This is a genomic window from Komagataeibacter xylinus (assembly GCF_009834365.1).
Taxonomy (GTDB): Bacteria; Pseudomonadota; Alphaproteobacteria; order Acetobacterales; family Acetobacteraceae; genus Komagataeibacter; species Komagataeibacter xylinus_D.
In genome coordinates this window covers 1,315,977-1,341,919 of sequence record NZ_CP041348.1, presented here as the reverse complement: position 1 = coordinate 1,341,919, position 25,943 = coordinate 1,315,977, and the positions used below count along the sequence as shown (strand labels likewise).

General features: G+C 57.5%; 16 protein-coding genes. 2 read left to right on the top strand and 14 right to left on the bottom strand.

Features of this window, described 5'->3' with window-relative positions; translation table 11 throughout:
- The first annotated feature begins 9 nt into the window (after positions 1–9).
- Together FMA36_RS06325 and FMA36_RS06320 are read left to right on the top strand one after the other, a co-directional pair.
- On the top strand, positions 10–1,908 hold the full coding sequence (locus FMA36_RS06325; protein WP_206065203.1) for an NAD(P)/FAD-dependent oxidoreductase: 1,899 nt from the start codon (positions 10–12) through the stop codon (positions 1,906–1,908).
- On the top strand, positions 1,905–3,275 hold the full coding sequence (locus FMA36_RS06320) for a multicopper oxidase family protein (RefSeq protein WP_159261623.1): 1,371 nt from the start codon (positions 1,905–1,907) through the stop codon (positions 3,273–3,275). The genes FMA36_RS06325 and FMA36_RS06320 overlap by 4 nt, the downstream gene beginning before the upstream one ends.
- Positions 3,276–3,403: 128 nt before the next feature.
- Here the strand turns inward: FMA36_RS06320 and FMA36_RS06315 are convergent, their stop codons facing one another.
- The 14 genes from FMA36_RS06315 to FMA36_RS06250 all read right to left on the bottom strand — a co-directional run bounded on the left by FMA36_RS06315 (position 3,404) and on the right by FMA36_RS06250 (position 25,853).
- A complete protein-coding gene (locus FMA36_RS06315; RefSeq protein WP_159261621.1) occupies positions 3,404–4,780 on the bottom strand; it encodes a multicopper oxidase family protein in 1,377 nt (458 codons plus the stop codon).
- Positions 4,771–6,573 (bottom strand): FAD-dependent oxidoreductase, encoded by a 1,803-nt coding sequence (locus tag FMA36_RS06310; RefSeq protein ID WP_159261619.1) that lies wholly within the window; start codon positions 6,571–6,573, stop codon positions 4,771–4,773. Before FMA36_RS06310 ends, FMA36_RS06315 begins: the two co-directional genes overlap by 10 nt.
- Before the next feature lie 352 nt (positions 6,574–6,925).
- Complete coding sequence (locus tag FMA36_RS06305) at positions 6,926–8,071, bottom strand: NAD(P)/FAD-dependent oxidoreductase (RefSeq protein ID WP_159261617.1); 1,146 nt, start codon at positions 8,069–8,071, stop codon at positions 6,926–6,928.
- Positions 8,072–8,078: 7 nt separating this feature from the next.
- Positions 8,079–9,170: an alpha-hydroxy acid oxidase gene (locus tag FMA36_RS06300; RefSeq protein ID WP_159261615.1), complete on the bottom strand. Its 1,092-nt coding sequence runs from the start codon at positions 9,168–9,170 to the stop codon at positions 8,079–8,081.
- Positions 9,171–9,207: 37 nt separating this feature from the next.
- Positions 9,208–9,783: an isochorismatase family protein gene (locus FMA36_RS06295; protein ID WP_159261614.1), complete on the bottom strand. Its 576-nt coding sequence runs from the start codon at positions 9,781–9,783 to the stop codon at positions 9,208–9,210.
- Positions 9,780–11,402: an ABC transporter substrate-binding protein gene (locus FMA36_RS06290; RefSeq protein WP_159261612.1), complete on the bottom strand. Its 1,623-nt coding sequence runs from the start codon at positions 11,400–11,402 to the stop codon at positions 9,780–9,782. The genes FMA36_RS06295 and FMA36_RS06290 overlap by 4 nt, the downstream gene beginning before the upstream one ends.
- The gene (locus FMA36_RS06285; protein ID WP_206065201.1) at positions 11,399–13,201 is read right to left on the bottom strand and encodes an ABC transporter ATP-binding protein; all 1,803 of its coding nucleotides are present in this window, start codon (positions 13,199–13,201) and stop codon (positions 11,399–11,401) included. The genes FMA36_RS06290 and FMA36_RS06285 overlap by 4 nt, the downstream gene beginning before the upstream one ends.
- Positions 13,191–14,021, bottom strand: coding sequence for an ABC transporter permease (locus FMA36_RS06280; protein ID WP_159261610.1), 831 nt, complete (start codon positions 14,019–14,021; stop codon positions 13,191–13,193). The genes FMA36_RS06285 and FMA36_RS06280 overlap by 11 nt, the downstream gene beginning before the upstream one ends.
- On the bottom strand, positions 14,021–15,088 hold the full coding sequence (locus tag FMA36_RS06275) for an ABC transporter permease (protein WP_159261608.1): 1,068 nt from the start codon (positions 15,086–15,088) through the stop codon (positions 14,021–14,023). Before FMA36_RS06275 ends, FMA36_RS06280 begins: the two co-directional genes overlap by 1 nt.
- A 340-nt stretch (positions 15,089–15,428) precedes the next feature.
- Positions 15,429–16,358, bottom strand: a complete 930-nt coding sequence (locus FMA36_RS06270; protein WP_159261607.1) for a LysR family transcriptional regulator — start codon at positions 16,356–16,358, stop codon at positions 15,429–15,431.
- Positions 16,359–16,758: 400 nt separating this feature from the next.
- On the bottom strand, positions 16,759–18,543 hold the full coding sequence (locus tag FMA36_RS06265) for an amidohydrolase family protein (RefSeq protein ID WP_159261605.1): 1,785 nt from the start codon (positions 18,541–18,543) through the stop codon (positions 16,759–16,761).
- Between the two features lie 75 nt (positions 18,544–18,618).
- Positions 18,619–21,087: a zinc-dependent metalloprotease gene (locus tag FMA36_RS06260; protein ID WP_206065199.1), complete on the bottom strand. Its 2,469-nt coding sequence runs from the start codon at positions 21,085–21,087 to the stop codon at positions 18,619–18,621.
- A gap of 358 nt (positions 21,088–21,445) precedes the next feature.
- The gene (locus tag FMA36_RS06255; RefSeq protein ID WP_206065197.1) at positions 21,446–23,962 is read right to left on the bottom strand and encodes a TonB-dependent receptor plug domain-containing protein; all 2,517 of its coding nucleotides are present in this window, start codon (positions 23,960–23,962) and stop codon (positions 21,446–21,448) included.
- A gap of 1,075 nt (positions 23,963–25,037) precedes the next feature.
- Positions 25,038–25,853 carry an aldo/keto reductase gene (locus tag FMA36_RS06250; RefSeq protein WP_159261599.1) on the bottom strand — a complete coding sequence of 272 codons (816 nt, stop codon included), beginning with the start codon at positions 25,851–25,853 and terminating at the stop codon, positions 25,038–25,040.
- Between the last annotated feature and the right edge of the window lie 90 nt (positions 25,854–25,943).

Genomic DNA, 25,943 nt, shown 5'->3' with positions numbered 1-25,943 from the left:
GAACTGTTCGTGAGTGATCTTACCAGAAAAGGCGCGCGTTCCGTAAGGATGGACCAGGCACTGGGCATGGCCTGCGACATCCCGCGCGTGGACCGGTCTGATGAACGCGCGGAACGGGCATCGCATTACCCCCCTGCCCTGACCGGCATGCGTGGCAGCGGTTACGAGCGCGCCTACTGTCCCGGCCACGCCCTGCGCAACGGGAACCTGACAGACAGCCTGCCACAGGCCAGGGCGGTCGATCAGGTCTATGATCTGGTCATTGTGGGTGGCGGGATCAGTGGCCTGTCGGCGGCCTGGTTCTACCGCCGCAAATACGGGCAGCATGCCCGGATCCTTGTCTTGGACAATCATGATGATTTTGGCGGTCATGCCAAACGCAATGAGTTCACGTACAAGGGTAATACACGTATTGCCAATGGCGGAACGTTCAATGTCTACACACCGCAGACCGAGGCCCAGAAGCTGATTTTTGATGTTTGCGGCATTGATGTCGACAAGCTGTCACAAACGACCATCAAACGTGATTTCTATGCCCAGATGGGCATGGGGCAGACGGTTTTTTTCGATGGCCAGACGTTCGGCCGGAATCTGTTGCTCAGGGATCCTGCGCCATGGACCGACTTCACGTTTCTTTATGCCCCCACTACACCGCCCGACGCCGATGAACGGTGGGCGGCATTCATGCGCGCGGCGCCGCTTTCCAACAGGGTAAAGAAAGACATTTTCCGCCTCTATCACGATAACCGGGACTACATGCCCGGCCTGTCGCAGGATGAAAAGCTGCAGAAACTCGCCCTGATGAGCTATCGCCAGTATCTGATTGAAGTCGTTGGGTGTGATCCAATGGTGTGCACCTATCTGGGCGACCGCAGCTTTGGCAGCGGTAGGGGGCTGGATGCCACGACAGCGCTTTCCGCTTACCAGCGCTTTCAGTTCCCCGGTTTTCAGGGCATGGGCCTTCCGGAAAAGGGAATGAAAAAACACGGTGGCGCAGAGTATTATTTCCCTGAAGGAAACGCCACCATTCCCCGTATGGTCGTACGGGAACTGGTGCCTGGAGCACTTGAATGCGACGGCCTGTCAAACGCCATGGTCAGGCGCGTGAATTACGATGTACTGGATCTGGAGAAAAATAACGTCAGGATCCGCCTGAACGCCACCGCCGTGAATGTCAGGAATACGGAAGAGGGTGTTTCGGTAAACTATATCCGCGATGGCGGCCTGTTTTCCGTCAAGGGCAAATCATGCATTCTTGCCTGCTGGTTTCACGTCATTCCCTATCTTTGCCCCGATATGCCAAGCGAACAGCGTGACGCGCTGCACTACAATGTCCATACGCCCAACCTGTGGGTCAATGTATGGCTTAAAAACTGGCAGGCGTTCCACAAGGCCGGTACGTGCCTGATGAACGCACCGGGTTCCTATTACGCCTCCATCATCTTGGAACCGCCCGTCTCGGTCGGTGGCTATGCACATTCCCCCTCTCCCGGTCAGCCTGCCCATGTTTCGCTCCTGCGCGGCTACGGCGCACCTGGCCTGCCGATCAAGGACCAGTTCCGTGCAGGGCGAATTGATATGTACGAAACCAGCTTCGAGACATATGAGCGTGAGTTACGCCTGCAGTTCAACACGGCACTGGGCGCGTATGGTTTTGATGCGGCACAGGACATACTGGGCATTACCGTCAATCGGTGGGGACATGGTTATTCGTACTGGTATTCCCCCCTCTATGATGATTTCCTGAAAAGGAATGAAGAGCCACCACACCTTCGGGCACGCAAGAAATTCGGGCGTATCACCATCGCCAATACCGATGCGGCAGGCACTGACAGCACCGCTTTTGCGATAGACATGGCCTGGCGCGCCGTTAATGAAATTGATAATGCCGAAAGGGTAGGGCCATGACATCGCTGGTCCTGACCCGCCGCCAGACCCTGACAGCGGCACTGGCCGCATCGGCTTTTCCCGTCCGGCTGCATGCGGCAGCGCGCCCTGAACTGCTTTACCCCGATGCACCTGTAAAGCTGAGCATTGAACGGACCAATATCGACCTGGGCAATGGTGTCACGATTCCGACCACGACGTATAACGGAACGGTACCGGGGCCTACATTAAGGCTGAACCCTGCGCGGTCATGCACTATTCATGTCACCAATAATACGTTGCGGCCGGAGCTGGTGCACTGGCATGGACTGCACATTCCCGGCAATGTCGATGGCGCCATGGAGGAAGGATCTCCGATGATCCCGCCAGGCCAGACCGGCAGTTATGAATTCGTGCCAGGCCCGTCGGGAACACGCTGGTACCATACGCATGTCATGGCCGGTCGCGATCTGGACGCGGGCGGATACTCTGGTCAGTTCGGCTTTCTTGATGTTGATGACGGCCATTTCCCCGCCGCCTATGACCGGGAAATTTTCCTGGCGGTGCATCATTGGAGCGGCGCCCTGTGCGATATGGGCGCGCCGGTCTCCGACCAGATGGTCTGCTACAGATATGCCACGTTCAATGGCCGCCTGTTTTCAGCCGCCGAACCGTTGCGGGTAAAACGGGGGGAGCGCGTCCGTTTCCGCTTCCTTAACGCCAGTGCAACCCAGAACACGTCCATCACCCTGCCGGGGCACCGTTTTCGTATCATTGCGCTGGATGGCAATCCGGTGCCCGTGCAGTCATGCGTGGATGTGATCCGCCTGGGGGTTGCCGAGCGGGTCGATGCGATTGTCGAGATGAACAACCCCGGCGTGTGGATGCTGGGTGCCACGGATGATGCGGAACGGGCGGCAGGCCTGGCGCTGTCCATTGAATATGCAGGCCGTTCCGGTCCCGCGCGCTGGATCGCCCCGTCGCGACATGACTGGGATTACCGCCTGTTCGCCGCACCCGGTCTGGTGACGGGGGAAGGCATTGACGAGGTCATTCCGATGGTGATCTCAAAACGTTTCCTTAAAAAAGACGGCATGGATGAATGGCGCATCAACAGCCTCGTTTTTGAGGATGCGCCGGTCCTGCGGCTGGTAAAGGGACGGCGCTACCGTTTCAGGTTCTTCAACGCCAGCCGCGAGGACCATCCGGTGCATCTGCACAGACACAGTTTCAGGATTGCCGCGATTGCGGGGCGGCCTTTCAGTGGCGTGGTGAAGGACACCGTCGTGCTGCCGCCCTATGCTTCGCTGGATGTGGACATGCGCGCGGACAACCCGGGCCTGTCACTGTTCCATTGCCACCAGCAGATCCATATGGATTACGGCTTCATGCGCCTGATCAGCTACTGAACGCGCCGCGATAGGTCACGCGGAGCTGGTTCCCGGGGCATCGCCCTCAGAAAAAACGGCCCTGGGGCCGGGCTGGAGGTAATAGTATCGACCCGTCGTCATCCTGCAATGGACAGCCACAACACGCACTAGGAATAGCGGATCATCTGCATGAAATCATAATCCATATGCAGTTGATGATGGCAGTGAAAGAGCGTGTCGCCCGGATTATCCGCGATGAAACTGGCCTCGATCGTGTCGAAACGGCCAATCTGCACCGTATCCTTGACAATCGCCCCGATACGGCGCTGTGAACGCGCCAACAGCGTAAAGTTATGCCGGTGCAGGTGCAACGGATGGGCACAGCCGGAAAGGTTCATCCACCGGAACAGATAGCGCCCTCCCTTACGTACCGAAAGTGGCGGGAGTTCGCTGCCACTTTTCCCGTTTATCGTCCAGCGTTCCATGCCTTGGGCATCGATATGCCGTTCGAACAGCATGGGGAATATACCATCATAACGGATGGTGCGCGCACTGGTCTGAGCCGTCCCGCCAAACAAGCCGTAATCCCAGTCATCGCGTTCCGGCTGCCGCCAGACCGGCGCACCCCGGGGGATATCGGCATATTCCACCACACGCCCAAGGCCCGCCGCCCGTAACGCCGGGTCAACTGGCCCCAGAACCCATTGGCCGGGCTGATCCATCTCCACGATGGCATCGACACGCTCCGCCACCCCCAGTGTCAGGATGGAAACAAAATGGGGTGTCGCAACAGGATTGCCATCCAGCGCCACAACCGTGAAACGATGCCCGGACAGGGAAAGCGAGACCGTTTCCGTCGCACTGGCGTTCAGGAAACGGAACAGTACCCGCTCGCCCTTGCGCACACGGATTGGCTCCGCCGCACTCATGAGCTGACCATTGAAGGTGGCAAACCCGTAGCGCAGCATGGCGCAGAGTTCTGGCGAGGACGACGTATGGGCCAGCGATGCATCCCAATGATGGACCGCCAGCAGTTCCTCGCGGTCATACCGGCCCGGATCGCGCGTGGGTTCGACAATCAGGAAGCCGAACAGCCCGCCATAAAGCGCACGCGAGAAATCCATCATCGCCATGGTATGGGTATGGTACCAGCGCGTGCCCGACGGATTGGGCGTGAAACTGTAACGCAGCGTCTCCCCTGGGCGAATGACGCCCGAGCCTTCTTCCTCCGCCCCATCAGGGAATGGCGGAATATGCAGCCCATGCCAATGCACCAGCTCGGGTGAGGCGCTGCGGTTTCGCACCATGATATCGACGGGGACCCCTTCCCTCAGGCGCAGGGTTGGCCCCGGTACCTGCCCGTTATAGGCCAGTACGCGCCGCATGATGCCGGGTGCAAGTTCGATATCGGCAGGCGCGACTGTGAGGGTGTGGTTTTCCACGCCCGGCCTGGCCCGGGCTACGCTGGTGGCCCCCAGCCCGATGCTGGACAGCGTACCCGCCATGAACGCACGGCGGCGCAGCGCAAGACCGTCTAGCCCCATGATGCAACCTCCCGCGCGGCGCGCATGCCATGCTCAAACGCGCCTGTCGCGTTCTGTGCTCCATTGAGTTCGGAATGGGCAAGGACAATACGCCCAAATCCCCGCGCAACCACTTCCCGCGGTGCGGGCCTGCCGTTTACGCCATAATAGAAGTTGGGGGTCTGGATCACACGGGCGTGCCCCCAGCGATTGAGTATGATCCCGTCAATATCCCGCTTGGGGTCAAACCCGACATCGGCAAACATATTGGCCATCTGGCTGCGGATGATCCGCTCGTAATCAAGATAACTGGTCGAAAGCAGGCGCATGCGTCCCCGCGCGCCCTGCTCCCACGCGCTTAGTCCGGGCGTGTAGAGACCCATGTAAAATGTAAGCAGGGCCGGACGATCGGGATCAAGCGGCGGCGCATAATCCGGCGTGACCATGGTGCGCCTGATATTGGCGCAGAAACCGAACGAGGTACCGTCATCCATCCAGCGTACCGCCGTCGCCCCGAGGCGGTACAGGAATCTCCAGTTTTTCAGCGCGACATTGGCAATCAGCGCCGGGGCATAGAAAAACTGGGAATACGCTTCCATGATATCATCGGGTAGGTCCTTGACCACGTGCTTCGTAATCCATCCGCCTGTCGCCATTACCACCGCGCCAGCCCTGACGTGGTGGACACAACCATCACGCACATAGGTCACATCAACCGTGCGGGCCGAAGCATCTCCGTTGTGATGCCGGACCGAAACCACCATGGCGTTCTGGCGTATGCGAACCGGATTGGGCCGCTCAAGCGCGGCAGGATCGAAGGGGCCACGCTGGATGGCCGAGAAAGCGGTGCCTTGGGGAAACAGGCCCGGAATAAGCTGTCCTACAAGGCAGCGGGCAAAAAGAGTGTTCCCCCCCGGAAATGACAGTGTCAAACGGTTTTTCTGACTGACGAGGTGCCTGCCGTACCGTGCCGAGATCGCATCGGCGCTCACGCCGCCCAGCAACCCCACGACAGGCTGGTGAAAGGTCGTGACTTCCGACGGGTATCCACAGACCTTTTCAAGAAAGGTCCGGTAATCCATCTGGTCCAGCGCGCGGTCGTCGAGGTCCCGATGGTCTTCCCCGTGGCGCCAGCGCAGAAGGGCATCGCGCGTCTGCTGGCTGAAGGGGGTATCAGCAAGCCCGCGGCGCCAGATATTGTTGGTCCAGTAAGGGGCCTTGGCACCGTCTTTTTCGGTAAAACGGTAGGCGACATCGACCATGTCTTCATTGAAACCATCCATGTTGGAATAGTTATCAAGCGAAAAACGCGGTTCAGGATGCGGGGAATCCCATTTCTGATAAGTATATTCATAAGGAATGCCACATTCCCGAAACAGGTTTCCCGCCGGGGTGGTGGCGTTCGGATCAGGGGGGAAAAAATCGTTTGACCCCTGCGGCCCAAGGAGCGGCACGCCATCCACAAGGAATTCGTTCTGCCGTGCCTCTCCCCCCAAAACCGGGTGATTATCCACGATAAGGCACTGTTTGCGTCCACCCGTGAGGCGAGTGTATTCCTTTGCCGCCATCAGGCCGCTCAGACCACTGCCGACAATCAGCAGGTCGACCGTTTCCACATCGTCCCCCGCTTCGGACAGGGGAAACTGCTCATAATACCCATCACGCACGCGATGCGCGGCTGTAAGAATCGGCAGCGTGTTGCCATTCGCCCTGGCGTAATCACCCACACCCCCGAAACCCGAGAACAGATCGTCACCAACGGGTGCCTGCGAGACAAGCGGGCAGGCGCCCGCCGCCATCGGCTGTCCGTTCATGAAGTCGCGCCGTGTAGTGCCCCCACCAACCCCAAGGGCCATATCCTCTCGATGCAATACGGAAACTCCTTTTTGACGGACCGGGTCATGACAGGACCCGTGCTGCGGGAATGCCCGTGTATCGTCCGGCGATCATCACGCATACTGAATGGTTTTTCTTCCAGAACAATGACCGGCGCGTTCAGGAAATATCAGCGCAACCCCGTGGCCACAGGCATAAAATGGCAAGACCGGACGGGCACGCGACACCGCCAGCCCACCTTTCCCCCAGGCGTGCAAAATGGCCGTGAAAAAACTAGCTTCCGGCCCGTATGAAACGTATCGGGGCGCACGGTCATTGCGACAATATCCATCATGAGTTGCAGACCTGTTCCGCATCGTCAGCAAAACGCCCGATTTCCATCGGCTCATGATAGAACCGCTGGGGCAGGAAATCCGCCATATCAGGGCTGCTCCTGCCATCGAGAATCTCCGCGGCGAGCAGGTCGGCCCAGCATGGCCCCCACCCGATGCCGCCATGAGACACGGCGCAATAGAAATTATCCAGCCATGGCAACGCCCCGATGACAGGCCCCCCCGGCGGAATGGCGCGCACACCCATGCGAGCATCGGCGATTCCCACATTACTCAGGGCCGGAATTACCCGTGCCACATCTTTCATGATCACACCGACATCCGAACCGTTGCGCCCGTGTATGCTGGTCAGTTTCTCCCCACGCCAGATAATGGCCACGCCGCCCGAGGGATCGGGCCGGACCACGAAAGTCGGTGCGTTCAGCACGGTCGACAGAACCGGCGAAGGCGTTGGCTGCGTAAAAACCACAAGCCCGGGAACAAGCTCCAGCGGGATCCCGACGCCAGCCATGGCCGCAACATGGCTCCCCCAGCTTCCGGCGGCATTGATGATGACATCAGCCGTAACATGCTCTCCATCCGCCAGGGTCACACCCGTGACATGCCCGCCCGCGCGGCGAATGCCCGTCACGGCATTGCGGGTATCGACAATACCCCCCAGCGCCCGGGTTCCGGTCAGTAATGCTGCAATCATCGAGGCGGCATCCACCCAGCCGGACTGTTCATCGCGGACGATCTCATCATCATCACCGAACATGACCCCCGGTACCAGACGCCGGGCCGCGGACGCATCGAGGAACTGGAGATCCGCGCCTCGATCCTTGCAGAGATGGAAGGCCTTGCGAAAATCCGCCCGCTCGGAAGGCAGTCCCCACGTAAGGGTGCCATCCCAATGCAGCCAGTCCCCCCCCAGTTCGGCCTGCAGGGCGGCGAAGCGTGCATGTACCGTGCGCCGCAACCGTGCCCGGCCCGGGCTTTCGGTCCATCCAAACTGGGGAAACGACGAAAGCCACGCAGCCGAGGTCGCTGATGTGCCACTACCCGGCACCACGGCTTCAAGGACGACAACCTCAGCGCCTTTTTGCGCCATGCGGAACGCGCAGTTCGCCCCGATGGCGCCCGCACCTATTATGACGATTTTCATCGCGGTCTCATTCCTGTGGTGTCTGGGCAAAAATAGCAGGCGAGAGATCCGACACCCGGGAGCAGCCGAGATGGCCCAGCGTGGACCAGAATTCCATCTTCAGCAGTTCCAGCGTGCGGCGCACGCCTTCCTCCCCCGCGGCGGCCAGTCCCTGCAGGATAATACGGCCAGCCGCCACGGCATCCGCCCCCAGGGCAAGCGCCGTGGCGATATCGCTGCCCCGGCGAATGCCGGAATCAAGGATGATCGGCACATCTTTTCCTACTGCGCCACGAATGCCCGGAAGAACGGAAAGGGTTGCCGGTTCACGGTCAAGCGTGCGCCCCCCGTAATTGGAAATATACAACCCGATGGCACCGGCATCGAGCGCGGCATGGGCATCGGCAATACTCTGCACGCCCTTGACGATACAGGGCAGGGGTGAACGGGCGATCACGCGCGCGGCCTGCTCCCATGTCCAGCGGGGCTGCGTGAAGTTCAGCAGTTCCACAAGGCTGGCCGGATCAGACAACCCCTCGCCGAAATTCGCGGGCCCATCGTCCGTCCGGGGCGAGAACCGGTCTTCCATCAGCCTTTCACGCCACTGGCGGATTGGGGAATATGTAACGCATATATAGCGGTAACCCGCCCGTTGCGCCCTGTGCATCATGTCAACGACAGCATCTTCATCGCCCACAAACGTCATCTGGTAAATAGCGGCGACCTGGCTGGCCGCGGCGACGGATTCGAGTGTATGGGACGCCGCGACGGGCACCATCTGCTGCACGCCCACGGCCTGCGCCGCCCGGCCCACCGCAAGGTGACCATGCGGATGAAATGTTGCCTCTCCCCCGAACGGAGCCGTCAAGAGCGGAAAACTCAGGTCAAGGCCAAGAACCTGCGTCCGAGTATCCGGGTTGGAAATTCCGGCGAAAATTGGTGTGCGGAATTTATAACGATCAAAGATCGCGGTATTTTCATGCACCGTGGTTTCGTCGCCGGTACCGCACCACAGGTAATTCCACGCGACCTCCGAAAGCTGTCGCCGTGCTTCATTGCGCAGGCCGCGCAGGGTGGTGAAACGCTCGCGGGTGGCGTACCGGTCATCAATTCTGGCCATGGAGTCCGTGCCTCATCCATATGGTTTACACAAATAATTACTGTGAGAAGGCTTCAACGATCTGGCTTGTTGAGCGAATACGCCCAATATAGGGGAAGACATTGGTCAATGATGCTTCGTGCATGACAGTCGTGGAGGCTGCCATCGCATCGCGTGCAAATATGATGCTGTATCCGTGATCATAGGCACTTCGGGCCGTACCTTCGACACCGAAATTGGTTGAAATCCCGGCCATGATCACTGTCCTGATGCCGTGGCGCCGGAGTTGCAGGTCAAGATCGGACCCGTAAAAGGCATTGAAACTGCGTTTTATGATGACGGGCTCGGTTGCGCGGCGTTTCATGTCAGGAAGCAGTTCATCCCAGCCCGGCACACGGGCAGCGGGCTTCAGGCCCAGACCATCCAGTACGCGCTTTGGGGCGTCCGATTCATCGGGCAGGAAACTGGTCCGGACAAAAATGGGCAGGCTTCCCACCTGTCTTGCCGTATCTGCAAGTAATGCGATCCGGGCGATCACCTCCGCCGCTGAATGCGGCGCCGCATCATGGGATGCAACACTGCGCTGCATGTCTATGGCAATGAGCGCGGTGGTTTCGGGTTCAAGTAATTTCATGGATTGGCTTCTTTCTGATAGCTCGATACAGTATCTATGCGATAGATCCACTGCTCCATTGTGCTCAGCCCATTAAAGTCATGATATTTATAAGTGTTCGATATCGTCATCCAGGAGTCTTCCCAGTATAGATTGACGTTTGGAATGTCATTGGCCACGATCTGGAGAACCTGCATCAGAAGCGATGCCCGTTCCGCCGGATCAGAAGCCACCGCCTGCCGGTCCAGAATCCGATCAACAGAGGGATTGCGGTAATTGGAGATATTGAACTGGCCCGCAACGGCATGGCTGCCTGCGTAAAAGCTGACCGCCAGTTCGCTCGGGTCAGGGTAATCCGCATTCCAGTGGGCGATTTCAAGCCCCAGCTCGGTGCGCCCGGCCAGCCTGCCGATCCAGCGCTGGTAGGGAATTTCCTTGATATTGAGTGTAATGCCAAGCGGCGCTAGGTTTTCCGCCAGTACCTGCAGGGCCTCACCAAGTACCGGATAGACATCGGGAAAGCTGACCGTTTCGGTAAAACCCTTTGCCACAGTGGATGCCGCCAGTTCCCGACGCGCAAGCTGGGGATTGAAAGAGAACGTAGGCAGGCTTGCGTAACTGGCGGCAACCTCGCCTGCCGGGAGCAGGTTGCTCCAGAAGCCGGGCGCGACCGCCGTATTGGCGGGCCGCCCGGCGCCATGAATGACCTTTTGCGTAAAATCGGCGGCCGGCCAACTATAGGCGATGGCACGCCTGACATGGATGTCGTTATACGGCCATTTCTCAAGGTTGAAGATAAGCGACACCAGCGCAAGCCCTGCACCGTGCAGGCAATGCACATCCTGAAGATTGCAAAAAAGCGGAAGGAATGTCAGGGACAGATTGAAAGTCCCGTCTATGACCCCGCCCCTGAGGCTCAGGGCAAGCGAACCCGGATCGGCAATATAGCTGAATGTCACCTTGTCCGGCACGCCCCGTGGGCCCCAGTACCGCGTATTACGCACCAGTTCGATGCCGTGTTCCGCATCAAAACGCACAAGCTGATAGGGGCCTGAACTGACAGGAACCTCCTGCGGCGCGCCGTACCGAGTACCACGCCTCTGCACATCCTGCTGCTCGACAACCGGGACAAACAGGGGGTCATATATCCATGTGGCATCCGGTGTTTTCAGGTGCACCGTCACTTCGTGCGGTCCCGTCGCCTCGACAAGACGCAGCGTTTTCAGGTGGGCTGCGATCAGCGAAGTCGAACCCGCCCCGATATGCCGCATGAAGGAAAAGGCCACATCCGCCGCCATGACCGGCTGGCCATCCGAAAAGACAGCATCATCACGAAGCGAATAGACATAGGTCAGCGGATCAGTCTGCCGCCAGCTTATGGCAAGCGAGGGCCTGAGTTTCAGGTCATCAAGCACGGCAAGCCGGTCATAAAGCACATTCAGCACCACCAGCGCATTGAGGCTCGCATCACGATAGACATCCAGTGCGCGTGGTGGCCCCCCGATTGCCCATCTGAGCGTTGTGGGTGCCGCGACCGCATCGCGCGCCACTCCATGCCCCAGGGCTACGCCACAGATCACCAGCATTCCCATCAGCATGAAACAGGACGGATGGCGGCCCGATGCGGTGATACCCATCATGCCGGCACCCCATGGGGAACCGCACCGATGAGGCTGCGGGTATAGGTGTCGCGTGGATTATCCAGCACTCGCCCGGTTTCACCTTCCTCCACGATCATGCCGTGATGAAGCACATAGACACGGGTGGCGACCTGTCGCACAACTGCCAGATCATGCGAAATGAAAAGGCTGGAGATGCCACGCCTGACCCGGATGACATTCAGCATGTTAAGGATCTGTGCCTGCGCCAGAACATCGAGCGCGGACACGATTTCATCGCAGACAAGCAGCGCGGGCTGCCGGGCCAGGGCACGGGCCAGGGCCACACGCTGGCGCTCGCCCCCCGAAAGTTCCCTTGGGCGGCGGGCGGCGTATTCGGGCGACAGTCCAACATCTGCCAGCAGCGTATCGATCCGCTGCCGTGTGACCCGACCATCGAGACGAAGAATCTCATGCAGGGTCTGGCCGATCGTCATGGTCGGGGTCAGGGTGGAAAACGGGTCCTGGAAGGCCATCTGGGCCTGCTGCCGCATCCATCGGTACCTGCTGCCCGACAGGCGACGGTAATCGGAAATATCGACCCCCTCAAACAGGATCGAACCCGCATCCGGTTTCTCGAGGCCGATGATGCAGCGCCCGAGTGTTGTCTTGCCCGAGCCAGAACCACCAATGATGCCGACGCATTCTCCACGGCGTACTGTCAGCGAAACGTCACGGAGAACCTGCCGCATTGCCGGGGCCGCGCCAAAGTTCTTGCCCAGGCCCGTTATGTTCAGCACGATATCATTCCCGTCGGATCCGTTCCCGCCATGGGCGGCATCTGCGGGCCGCATCCGCGGGGCTGCTGGAACCCCGTTGGCCAGCAGGCACGCGCTATAGCGATCAGGTTCGGGAGAAAGCCGGGGCGGGACCGCCTGGAAGCATGGCGCCACCGCCTGCGCGCAGCGCGGCGCGAAACCGCACGCATTGCCGATCCTGGCCGCTGCCGGGATCCGTCCCGCCACCGTCGGCAGTGTTTCCAGCCTGACGCGCAGGGGTGGGGTGGCATCAATCAGGCTGCGTGTATAGGGATGTAATGGCCGCTCACGCAGGGCAAGGGGTGGCCCCTCCTCAATAACGCGACCGGCATAGAGAACATAAATCCGCGTGCAGAAAGCAAAAGCCAGTTCGAGGTCATGCGTGACCAGAACGATACCCATGCGCCGTTGCGCCTGGATCTGGCGTAACTGGGCCATGATGGCGGCCTGCGTGACGGGATCGAGCGCTGTTGTCGGTTCATCGGCAAACAGGACTTCCGGGTCTGGCGCAAGTGCCGCGGCAATGCCGACACGCTGGCGCATGCCACCGGATAATTCAAACGGATGGCGCGCGCCCACGGCTTCATCGGCAATCCCGACTTCGGCCAGTTTTTCCGCCACGATCCGCTGCCGCCCCGCCCGGGTTGCCTGCGCGGGGTGATGGCAGGGCAGGCTTTCGAGAATATGATCACGGCAGGGCATCAATGGATTGAGCATTGTAAAGGGGTCCTGGAAAATCATCCCGAAACCGGAGCGTGCCCGCTTCCACCCGGCATTCAGATCCAGTTGTCCCGTACGGCAGGTTGCATTCCCCCTTACATGCATCCCCGATGGTAACAGCCCCATCAATGCGCGGATGCTCAACGATTTTCCGGACCCGGACTCTCCCACGATCCCGACCCGTTCCCCCTCATTGACACGAAACGAGACATCGGAAACCAGAACGCCGTTTTTATTCGAGATGGAAAGACCGCGCACATCAAGTAAAGGGCCAGATACATGCAGGCTGCTTTTATCGGGCATGGGCACCCCCCATTTTCGTGCTCAGGTAGCTTCCCAGCCAGTCACTCAGAATACTTACGGATGTTGCCGTGCAGGCGATCGCCAGCCCTGCCCCCAGCATGCAGCACGGGTTCTGGCCGATGACCAGCCTGCCCTCGACCATCATCCGCCCCCAGTCGGCAGCCCCCGGGGGTACGCCAAAACCCAGAAACGACAGGGACGACAGCATGATGATACCGGTCGTGAAATTGGCTGAAGCCTGCACCAGACCCTGCGGTACGACCGAGGGAAAGATATGGCGGAAAATGATCCGCAGGGCCGGCACGCCCGCCACACGCAGGGCCTCGACATAAGCAAGATTGCGTTGCTGCCGTGTGGCGTTGCGGATGATCCGCGCATCGCCCGGCGCAAGCAGAACAATCATGATGAATATGGCATCCCAATACGAGCCGGAAAGCATGCCAAGGGCCACAATCGCAATAAGCAGATGCGGAACAGACGACATGAGGTCTATCCAGAACACGATCAGGCTTTCGCCCATGCCGCCATGATACGTGGCGATCATCGCGATCCCCGCCCCCCAGGCCATCGCACCAAGTGCGACAATAACTGGACCGAGAACCGCTGCACGCGCGCCTATGATGAGACGCGAGAGAATATCGCGCCCCAGTTCATCAGTACCAAGCCAGTGCCGGGCACTGGGGCCGGAGAAACTGTGCACGAGGTCCTGCTGCTCGGCCGGCCAGGGCGCGAGCACCGGGCCGAACACGATTGCCAGCATGATCAGTGCGGAAACGGACAATGCAAACAATATGCTGATCCTGAGCGTGACAATACGCATCAGCTTTTCTTTTCACGCATTCTGGGATCGGCGAAATAGCAGACGATATCAAGCAGCGCGTTCATCGTAACAATGGTGATCGCAACAATCATCGTAATCCCCTGAACCAGGGCGCCATCCTTGTTTTCGATGGCGTCAACCAGGGCCATGCCCAGCCCGTGAAGGCTGAACGTCATCTCGACCAGAACCGAACCGACCAAGGTGGTGGAAATGACCAGACCCAGCACCGAAATAACGGGAACCAGCGCATTACGCAGGCCATACGCCATGAATATCCGCACAGGGTCGATACCCCGGCTTCGGGCAAAAAGAACGAATTCCTCATGATAAATGACATGCAGGACATGGGCGAGTGTCCGTGCGAGAATGGCCGCCCCCGGAATACTGAGCGCAATGGCGGGCAGCGTCAGATGATAGACACGCGACAGAAAGGTCGGATTACCCAGGCCAATAACAGGAAACAGGGGTACCATGATTCCAAATAGCCAGAGAAGCATCAACCCGTTGGCGAAGGTGGGAATGGACGAAGCAAACGTAATGGCCACAAGCACCGCCCGACCACACCATCCATGCCTAAGCGCCGCGATGACACCAAGTAAAAACCCGACAATCATGGAAAAAACAAAGCTATATGCTGAAAGGAAAATAGAAACGGGAAAGTCCCTGCGTATTACGTCAATAACAGGCTCGTTCAACATAAAGGACTGCCCGAAGTCTCCCCTCGCAATCCCACCAAGCCAGCGCAGGTATTGCACGAACAGGGGATCATCAAGATGATACGCGGCGCGTACCGCCGCAGCCTGTTCCGCCGTACGTTCGGTCATGCCAAGAATACTGTCAACAATTGAACCGGGAGCCAGTCGTACCAATAAAAATGTCAGGGCTGAAAGAAATAAAACCGTCATGAGGGAACTCATCAGGCGACGGATAACCGCCCTGACCGGCAGTGCCCCTGATGCTACGAAACGTGGAAACGGGCTGAACAGTCTTTTTATGATGGGCAGAGACAAGCGTCTGCTCAATAACATCTGCTGTTCAGATAAAGACGCAAGGGATTTTTGTGCCACATCCGTTTCCTCCGATGCAATACATTGCGGTCACGCAAAAACACGGCTTCACGTCACTTTAATTTTTAACCTTCCCTACATCAGCGATACATTCCCGCTCGAAATAATCTATTTTTTCCAAGGGGCTGGTTCATTAGCATGCTTTAAGATATCTTGCTGAAACACATCATTCATTGCAAATGAATAATGATTGCGCTCCCATTCCTGCCAGTTATGACGGGCTCAGGCCGTAAGGACGTTTCTGGCTGAAGCTCTTTTCAGGACGCCTCGAAAAAAACGCCGCCTTTTGGGAAAAAGGCGGCGCCCGGAAACTGTTGTCGTTTTTTATCAATATCCCGTTTCAAACAGGGTCTTCACGATCGATTGACTCTTCCAGTATTTTGGAAGTCATTCTTGCCAGTTCCTTTTCCACCAGCGGGATAAAACGATCGAGGGAAGACCGCTCGACCGAAGGGGGATAGATCACACGGATCGGAAAACTGATCTCCTGGGTCATGGGCAATACGCAAACCCGCTTCCGGTAACTATAGGCCGTTGGCGCATCGACAATGGCAAAACCGACACCCGCTTCAACCAGGCCGCATGCGACCGCATTACTTTGCGTTTCCACTCTGGGGGCATGATGGAAACCATGTGTACGGAAAAAATCAACCAGCGGATTGCCAAAACCATAATTCTGATTGACTGTCACGAAAGGATCCCCCTCCAGTTGGGCGATGTCCACGCACCGGCTTCGTGAAAGACGATGCGCCCGCGGCAGGGCAACAAAGGAAGGCAATGTGATGATATGCCGGACATTGACCATGTCACCCGCATTGACAGGCAGACAGAAACCGATATCCGCGGCCCCCGATTGCACCAGTGAATTCACTTCCACCGAACTTGTTACCGTAACGGACGCCTGTGATGGCCGTTGTGCAAGGTGAACTGATAGCGGCCCGGGAATGAGAAAGTTACCAACCGCCGGCACGGCGGCAATATGAAGGCGCCCGTCCAGACCATTCCTTAATGCGGTGAGCAGACTGTCCGTACGGTCAAGCGTGGAAAACAGGGTATCGAGCTCATTGCGCAGGACGACCGCCTCACGTGTCGGGGCCAGCCTGCGACGCGAACGGTCAAACAGGACGATACCCACCTGGGCCTCCAGCGCATGCACCAGTTTGGTGACCGCTGGCTGGGAAAGATGCAGCATTTCGGCCGCGAGCGTGACCGACCCGGCCTGATACACGGCAAGAAACGCACGTAACTGGTGCAATCGTTGCGGCAGCATGGATCGTCCTTCATTTCCAGAGCGCTGGGGCGGAAATCAGGCTCTCACCATAAGGTCTCTTTGTCACTTCTGAAATTTCCGTCCGCCTCTCCCGTTTACAATGTGCCCGACAGCCCTTGTAGGAAAGTTCGATCCTGCTCACCCAAGACATGCCCGCATCGCATGCAGGGCTGGACTGGCGATCGAAATTCCCTAGGCTACAGCCAGGACCAGGATACACCCATCCCCAGACCAGCCCCTAAAGCACCGATGTGTGATTAGCGATTGTTTTAAGGACAGATCATTGATGGAAAATGAAAGTTTCCGGGTCCCGCGTCTTCTGATGTTCCTTGGAAAAAGCTTCACCAAAACTTTCATGGTTTGCAGGCCAACTTGGTGGGCAGGCAGTTCAAACAGCTTCCTAGTGGCTGGTGCCACCGGAGTAGAAAGCAAGATTATCTGCCTGCAGCCAGCTTTTGTGTTCCGCCGGGCAACTCTGGCCTATCTCGACTTCCGTCACATCCCGCCCGTTCCACGCCCGCCCCACCTTCGGGTCAACGACCTGAAGAGCGCTGAAGGGTACGTGGATTGTCTGCCAGCCCTGCGTCATGTTGACCGGAGCGCTCCACGTTGCGCCGACAGTACCCGTGACCGTAAGGCGGCTGGGACACGCCGCGCCACGAATTTCCAGCGTAATCCCCTTATACGCCGTGACATCAACAGGCAGGACAGACCCGGTGGAGAGCGGCACGGCAACACCGGCATATGCGTCTTTCTTGTCCGCCATGCGTGCCGCCATGAACAGGATTTTTCCCCTGCCCGTCTCACGGGTCATGGTTCCTGATACTTCTTCCGTTCGATCCTGCCCCCAGTCCATGGTGTCCCTACGCAGCGTGTTCAGCGAGGAACGACCATCAGCACGCTCGAAATCATCAATGAGCCTGCCAGCGGGCACAGGCGCGGGCCAGCCCGTGCCCGAGGCCTGATCAGGCAGAGCGCCAAGCCCGATGAGCGGTCGACCATCCACCATGGTCATGGCGACGTGGTGAATGTCAGCAATATGTTTCCACGGGCGCCCGTCGAACACGGTAATATCGGCGCGCATGCCCGGGGCAATGGTGCCACGGTCCGTTTGCTGCCCCTGCAGGGTCGCACTGACGCGGGTTGCCGCCACCAGGGCCTGGGCAGGTGTAAGGCCAGCGCGAACCAGCAGTTCCAGCTCATGAAGGGTGGATTCCCCATGAGGCGTGGCGGGCATGCCCGCATCGGTACCGACCCCGATCGGCACGCCGGCTTTATACAGCTTCCTGACATTCTTCAGGGCGTTATCAAAAAGCCTGGTGTTGGGAGCCACCTTATGTTCAGGCACCCTGCGCCATTTATCCGGGTCATATACGGCCAGTGTGGCTATATCCCCCATACCGCTCGCCCTGATTGTGGCTATATCGGCCGATGTGAGTACACGGTCCTGCATGCTATGGGCAAGAGAGTCGACCTTCGCCCGCGCTGCAAGAAGTCCCCGTTCGACAGTCACGGTATGGGTCATGACCTTCAGATGGTCGGCATGGGCTTGGGCAACGGCGGCGGCCAGGGTCTGCTCGTTCATGCTGGTGTCATCCGGCATGCGACCGTAGCGCCACCCATCGGTAAAAATCTTGATCAGGTCAGGATGATACGCCACGACGCTGTCAATGGCGGCCTTGCCGCTTGCGGCTGTACTGGCCCATCTTGTCGTATCCTGGTCCGACCAGTCGGCACCATGCCCACCGGGCGTGCTGATACGGGCGGCAAAATTGACATGCGGCGCAGGCATCCGGACCAGCCAGGTGCGCAACGGTGCAAAGGCTTCCGTCTCCTCATTGAAATCATTGACCGTTGTGACACCAGAAACAAGATAGGCATGCGCGATGGACGGGACATCGGCTGGCGTCCCCTCCAGCCCCCAATGCGTATGCAGATCATAAAGGCCGGGGGTTACGGCCATGCCATGCACGTCAATGACGCGTGCATCAGCCGGAACGGTCACATCCCTGCCGACAGCGGTAATCCGGTCATCCTGTATGAGAATGGTGCCGCGCCGCGCCGCTGCGCCCGTGCCGTCAAAAACCATGCCCCCCACGATGGCGATAGTTCCAGCCGCAGCCGGTGTAACGCCCCCGCAGATCAACATACCAAGGATAAAAAAGCCGCCTGCCCGTTTCATCATACACTCCATTATTTTACCCACCCTGTTTTTCAGGCACACGAGTGCAGACAGGACGCGTTTCGGACTCCTGATCCATCACAGGAGGCTGGCGCCCGAAAGCCAGTCTTCCTCATCCTCTCCCATTGGTGTGCCAGGCGGAATCGTGGGGGCGGGACGCGCCATCCTGGCGGCTTCCCTGTCAAGTCGGGATGGATCCATAAGAAGCGCGCTGGCATCACGGCTCCACCGTGTTTCTTCTTCATTGCCATGCACGGTGGCCAGATGGTTACCGGCCGCTTTCAGGGTTCCCGCAAGGGCAAGCGCCACGTCTGGTGAGGTTTTCGGGTTATCGCGGGCCTGGGCCATGCTTAGCAGGGTGCGATAAGCCACGCGCCGTTCCACCGCACTGCCATGCTTTTCGATAATCCGGGTCAACATCTGGCCAAGCAGGTCATCAAGCCCGGGCAGCGCGGCGTCACGGCCGTGCTGGATATGCAGACGCTCCAGCCGGTCCGGCCCAAGCAGGGAATCCAGCGTAATCTCGGCCGCCACATCCGCCGCGTTCAGCGGATCGAATGTGGAGACGCCCGCGGTGCGGAATATCTCCGTATCGTATTGTGGGTCGGCGTTTCCATTGACACCCGATGAAAGCTGGAGCGTGAGGCTGGCTGGTACGGTCAGGACTCGGGCGGAAAGTGTCTCCAGCATGGCATCGATTGCAGCTTTCTGCGTTGTACCATCAACCGACACCGGTGTCGGACTTCCGCCACCTGCAACGGCATACCGATAATCCAGCCCCCCCACCAGTTTGCCCACGGCTTCCACTTCGTAGCGATGCACCAGCCACAGCGGAACGAATTTGCGACGCAGATCGGAAAGGCGGTCACCGGGATGCAGGACGCCGGGGCCGAAATGCGAAAGGGCGATTTCACGGACCTGCAGCATGCGGCGAAGATCGTCGGGTGTATCCCCCCCGTCGGTCCACATGCTGTTACCGGCCATGGCGGAATCAGCATCTCGCCCGTCAATATCCGTTCCGAAACGCAACCCACGGGCTTCGATCTCCCGTGCCTTGCGCGCCGCATCCTTATCGGGGTTCACCCCGGGTCCGGGTTCACCATAAAGCCAGTCGATCGCGTATTTGTCCCACGGACCAACATTTTTTGCATAGGCATCAGAAAAATCGAGGCCGCCATTATGGATGTTGATGCGTGGGCCCGGATAATCCATGACGGAACTACGGTCCTGCACGCTGCCATAAAAATTATGGACCAAACCCAGCGTGTGCCCGACTTCATGCACCGCCAGTTGCCGGATACGGTCAAGCGAAATGCGGACCGGATCATTCGGGCCGCCCGTATTCTCGGCTGCAGTACCGGCCAGTACCTCAAAAATAATAATGTCCTGCCTTAGGCGCAGGCCTTCCAGCACCACATTGCCACGGATGACTTCGCCGGTACGCGGATCAATAACACCGATACCGTAGGAATAGCTTCTGGTCTGACGTTCATTCCAGTTGACGATATTGTAGCGTATGTCCTGCGGGTCGGCATCGGGTGGCAGGATCCTGACCTGGAACGCATCGATATAACCTGCGGCCTCAAAGGCCTGGTTCCACCATGCGACCCCTTCGGCAAGGGCGCGACGCACCGGTTCAGGCGCGGCGTTGTCGATATAGTAGATGATCGGTTTGACGACATGCGAACGCGCGGCTGACGGGTCGGTCTTGATCAGGCGAAAGCGATTGGCATACTGTACGAGAACATCCTGCCCCAGCGCCGTGCCAAAATCATATATGCCGGTGGCGTGGCTCCCTGAACGAATATCGAATTTTCGGGGTACGTAGCCGGGATCTGGCAGCTTGACGATCGAATGGTGCACGATGAAACTGACCTGGTGCGGGTCAGGAGTAATCTGCGTGACTTCCCTGCCAGGTGTATCAGAAGCAAATGTCTGAACGGCTTCCACCTCAATGTTTTCAGGAAACACCTTGAGGCTGGGTATTTCAACCGCGCTCAGGGCGGCCACCTGCCTGAAGCCTTTCGCGCCTGCATCCCCGGTATCCGGCAGTTTCATTCCGCCACCATTGAGGTTTTCCGCGATGGCGATTGAATCATGCATGAAGAAAGGGGTCAGATCGACCACAACCCGCCCCGAAGGATCGGTACCCACGATATCAAGCATGCTGATGACACTGAACGCGAAACTGCGCCTCACGCCGCTGGTGATCTGTTCATCACCCTGAGAAGTGAATTTCGGGTTTTCAAAGACAACGGCAACATGGGAGCCGATTTTCCGGAAGGCCATGATCTGGGTTGGCCCCAGCATCCCATGATCCAGCCTGATCTTTGCCGAGCCGAGCCCGGTACGTAACGCGCTGGCATAGAGATAGCGGCCATAGACGCCATCACCATCAGGCGGGGGAAGGGTAACAAGCACTTTTCCGGTGTGGTCATCGGCCTTGACCTGCAATAGCGACGGCGACGGAGCGCTTTCCGCCCGCCCGGATGAAAGCCCGGCCAGCGTGCCAAACACAAACGCAGAGCACAAAACAAGGGAAGGCACGATTTTAGACGGATAATGTCGAGCACGAATCATATTGTCATCCCGGCGGTATTGACTGACCTGCATGAAGGGCTGCCCAAAAACCCGCAGGGGAAGCAGACTGCCAGCCCCCGATGGTCAGGAAAAGCGCCGCCATCTTAAAATACACGTCGGATCTCCCTGGAAAATCAAAAATAGAAGGAGGGGCATGCCCGGCGCACGCTGGCGCAGCAGGATTGTCCTACCGCGCCAGGTTGGGGTGTTGCACGGGATCTGTGCCTGATATCCCCGCCCCGTCCGGGAAGCATCGTGTACGCCTCTCCCGATATGTTCCGATACAATAACGATATTATTCCACAAAAATGCCAGAGGGGAAGGGTTACATTTTCACATCGACACGCGCGTAGTAATATCCGCCCGTATATGAAATTCCCGAGGAATTGAGGTCATACGGACTTGCGCCACGGTAATTGACGCTGAGGGGAACCTTGCGCGGACGCACATTGAAGATATCGTTCGCGCCAACCGCCACATGGATCATTTCGGTCGGACGGTATCCGATTTCGAGATCGGTCAGCCATGCAGGCGTATTATGGAACTGCAGCCAGCACGAGTTGGAGAACGACAGCGCCTGTCCGTTACAGGTGCCCACGGCCTGATCCTCGTATGTCATCATGGTGGTTGTCTGGCCATAGCGGGTCTGACGAACGGTTGCATCCCATTTGCCCAGATTCCAGTTCAGTTCCAGGATGATCTTGCTGCGCGGTGACGCCGTGGTCAGGAAAGAGGTTGTCTGCTGGTTCAGGTACGGGTTGCCGTTCTGATCCGTATTATTGTGGCGCAGCCGTGTGCGGTTCAGACTGAGCGCGAGCAGGGGCCTGAATGTGCCGAACCGTGGCGAGCGCCAGACATAATCCGCACGGATATCAAGGCCCTGGGTTCTGGTTGTGCCTACATTGGCAAATGTGACCGCGCTGACATTGCTGGCCAGCACGGTGCTTGCCAGGGAGGCGCCACTCAGGCCGATCGCCTTAACAGCATCTTCGCCATAGGTGGAACTGCCCACATAGATACGGTCACGGATATCGATCTGGTAAACATCGGCGGAAATATGGAAGCGGTCGATTGGCTCGAGAATGACACCGCCTTCAACACTGGTCGAGCGTTCGGCCTTCAGATGCTGGCCACCAAGATATTCACCACCCGCGCTGGTGGGTGACAGCAGGCCGGTCGCGCTGGTCGGCCCGACATTGGTGGAACTGAAATGCTCCTGCAGAAGGGTGGGGGCTTCGAAACCGTTACTGATCGTGCCACGGATCGCGATCCGCCTGTTGAAGTTGTATCGTGTGGAGACCTTGCCCGTTTCGTTATTGCCCGTTCCATCCGTGTAGTGTTCGAAGCGACCCGCGAAATCGAGTTCCCATTTGGGTGTGAGATGGAAGTCGCCATCAATATAGGCTGCCCAGATATCGCGATCCCATTTGCCAGCGTTTGAGGGCATCAGGCCGGAATACCCCTGGGCGCCACCAGTTTCATAGGATGCCGGTTCACCTGCCCAGAGCTGGTACATGTCCAGCCGCTGCTCGGCACCCATGGCCAGCGTCATGGGCACGACATTGCCGATCTTGAAGTTACGGCGCAGGTCGATGTTGTTCGTCCATTGGGAGAAACTATATTGTGTATCGTTCATATGAGTGGGTGTGGAACCCGTCAGCTCATACAGATCGATGTTGGCGGTATTGATCGTATCGATCCGGCTGATATCCTCGCCATAAGTTGTACTGAAATCCCAGTTGAAGCCCAGAAGGTCATCAACCTTTATGCCAAGACTGGCATTGAAGTCATTTTCATCGTTGGTTTCAATCGGGGAATACCCATTGGGGTATAATGCCGGCAGGGAATTCGGATAACGATAGTTCTGGAACTGCTCATCATGGCGATGGGCATATGTCACACTGCCATATCCATGTACATTCGTTGCCAGGTCCCCACCGAATGATATGCCAATGCTTCCGCGCGTTTCTTCAGGCGTACTATTGATATGATTGATATCAGAGGGGAAATTATACTTCGTTGAACCTACATCATAAGTACGTGGCTCCATGTGATCAGTATGCATGTACTGGCCATCGATACGGAAATAGCCACTACCGCCAAACGTGATACCACCGCCAAGGTTGACCTGCGTCTGCCAGCCATCACCATTATAGGCATTGGCGCCTGTCTGTACACTGCCCTGAAAACCCGTTACCCGTTTCTTGAGAACAATGTTGACCACGCCAGCAATAGCGTCCGAGCCGTACATCGCAGCCGCGCCATCACGCAGGATCTCGATGTGATCGATCGCGCTGGCCGGAATCATGTTCAGGTCAACGCCACTCGACCCTTTTTCCGTGCCCGTGGAAATGCTGATGGTTGCCGAATTGTGCCGACGCTTGCCGTCAACCAGCACAAGAACTTCGTTAGGGCTGAGCCCGCGCATACGGATTGATGAAACAAGGCTTGCCCCCCCCTTGCCCACCTGCTCTGCCGTGATGGACGGATCCATCCTGACAAGGGCATCCGCCAGATTGACCTGGCCCGTATGTTGCAGGGCAGCCGCTGAAATCACCGAAATCGGGCTGACGGAATCATAGGCGCGCCTGTTACTGGCATGCGTGCCCGTAACAATGATCGCCTCACCTGCGCCATCCGCCTCAACACCATTCGTACGCCCTTTTGCGCCCGAAGCCTGCCGCCCCGATGCGAGGTTGCTTGATGTATGCAGCGTGGTACGAGCGGACTGTGACCTGCCCACCCCTGTCCGCTGGCCCGAAGCCTGGGACGACTTTGCCCTCGTGCCCTGCCCTGTTGCCGGTATGGTATCGTCAGCATGGGCAACTCCCTGCCAGATCATGCATGCCGTTATCGAGGCCAGCGAAATAATGGTCCTACGCGAAGAAAAATGACCGTGCATTATCAACTCCGACTTACAGCATGACAATAAAAAGGCTGATAGGGATGACTTCACACATTAGCATAAGCTGATATGTGCCAGATCAGGCACGTCAATGAAAAAGCATGCCGATCAACTATCTGAAGATCATCAGGACAATATAAAGACAGCCAGCCCGCCCCAGACAGGTCGGCATGGAATGCCTACACCCACCTATTAAAGTCCTGCCTTCCACTCAACCTGATTATGGTCCATGACTTCTAGAGGTTAAAAACTCATTTTTCAGGAAGATCCCCGAGAGACACACGCCAGCTCCATGACAGAGGTGGCAAATTCCAGTCCGTGCTTGATATGACACGTTCCGGGTTTCATAATTTCGGACTTCATCATGATATCCTGTCTCTTTCCGACCGAACCCCACACTGTTATCCACGAAACACCCGAACAGCATGACGCCGCTGTCCGTCCACCCTGCATAATTTGTTATCTTAACGTAACATTATTTACACGACTTCGGCTTACCTCAAGTTATTTTTATAACCTTCAGGTTCACTTACTTCGTCCATTTATTCATAATTAACATTATTTCAGTAAAAGAACGATGTCCAATAATATTTCATGCTCATTCCATAACGTATGGCTATGACAGAACCCGTAGAACTGACGACCTTCCGACACGACACCGGACCAGACATGACGCCCTTCCCCTCACCAATCGCCGCATGGCCACCTTTATGTTCAGGCTGTTACATGCTTGCCGGACGTATAAATATTATGTCCCGGCACGGTTGTTTCCCTCAAGTAAAAATTTATTATTTTTAATATTACTTCCCCATCGTGTGCTTCATGCAACAGTTGTTACAATGAAATGAAAAAATGCCCCAGACCAGGTTCGCAAACAAGTTGCACAAACATGACTGATGCCTTTCAAACAAAACGGTTCATAGCTATCCGAAATAAAAATCACATGGAATTACAACTATATATCCCTATTTTAATTGCGGAATTGCTCATAATCGTGAATATCGGTCCAATATCAAAATATTGAAGGGTCGGGGCCGATACGACCATCAGCGCAATCCAGTCCAGCGATCTGCTTCAGGTCTGGTGCATCCAGATGAAAGTCAAATACCGCTATATTCTCATCAATCCGTTTCGGCATGGCCGATTTGGGGATGACGATCAGTCCATTATCAAGATGCCAGCGGATAATGACCTGCGCTGGCGTCTTGCCGTGCTTGCGGGCGATGGCTGTAATGACCGGTTCTTCCAGGATCTTTCCCTGACCTAGCGGACTCCAGGATTCGGTCCTGATATCATGTTTCTCGTTATAGGCGCGCAGTGCATGCTGCTGAAAACGTGGATGGAGTTCAATCTGGTTAACGCTTGGCGCTACTCCCGTCGCCTCCGTGATCCGGTCGATATCCTCCGCACGGAAATTCGACACGCCAATCGAACGAACCCGCCCGTCTCTGCGCAGTTTGACCAGGGCTTTCCAGGTATCGACAAATTTGCCTTCAGTAGGTCTGGGCCAATGGATCAAATAAAGATCAAGGGTCTCACGCCGTAACTTCTGCATGCTTGTATCAAACGCATGTAAGGTCGTGTCGTACCCCTGATCATCATTCCACACCTTTGTCGTGAGATGAATGTCGGGATGCTCCGCCAGTGCGGCGCCCACACCTTCCTCGTTTCTGTAAATCGCAGCAGTATCCACGGCAAGGTATCCGGCCGCCACCGCGTGCCGCACAATACTGTCCGTTTCTGCCGCGGGCGTTTTCCATACACCAAGACCAAACTGCGGCATCATCGTATTATCATTGAGCCGGATATAGGGCTGGTTACTGCTCATTTGCATCTCTCCCGGCAGGTTGGACGCAAGGCTTGCTTTCGGGTAAAACAGGCCCGCTCCCGGTTTAAAAGTTCTTTATGCGACAACGCA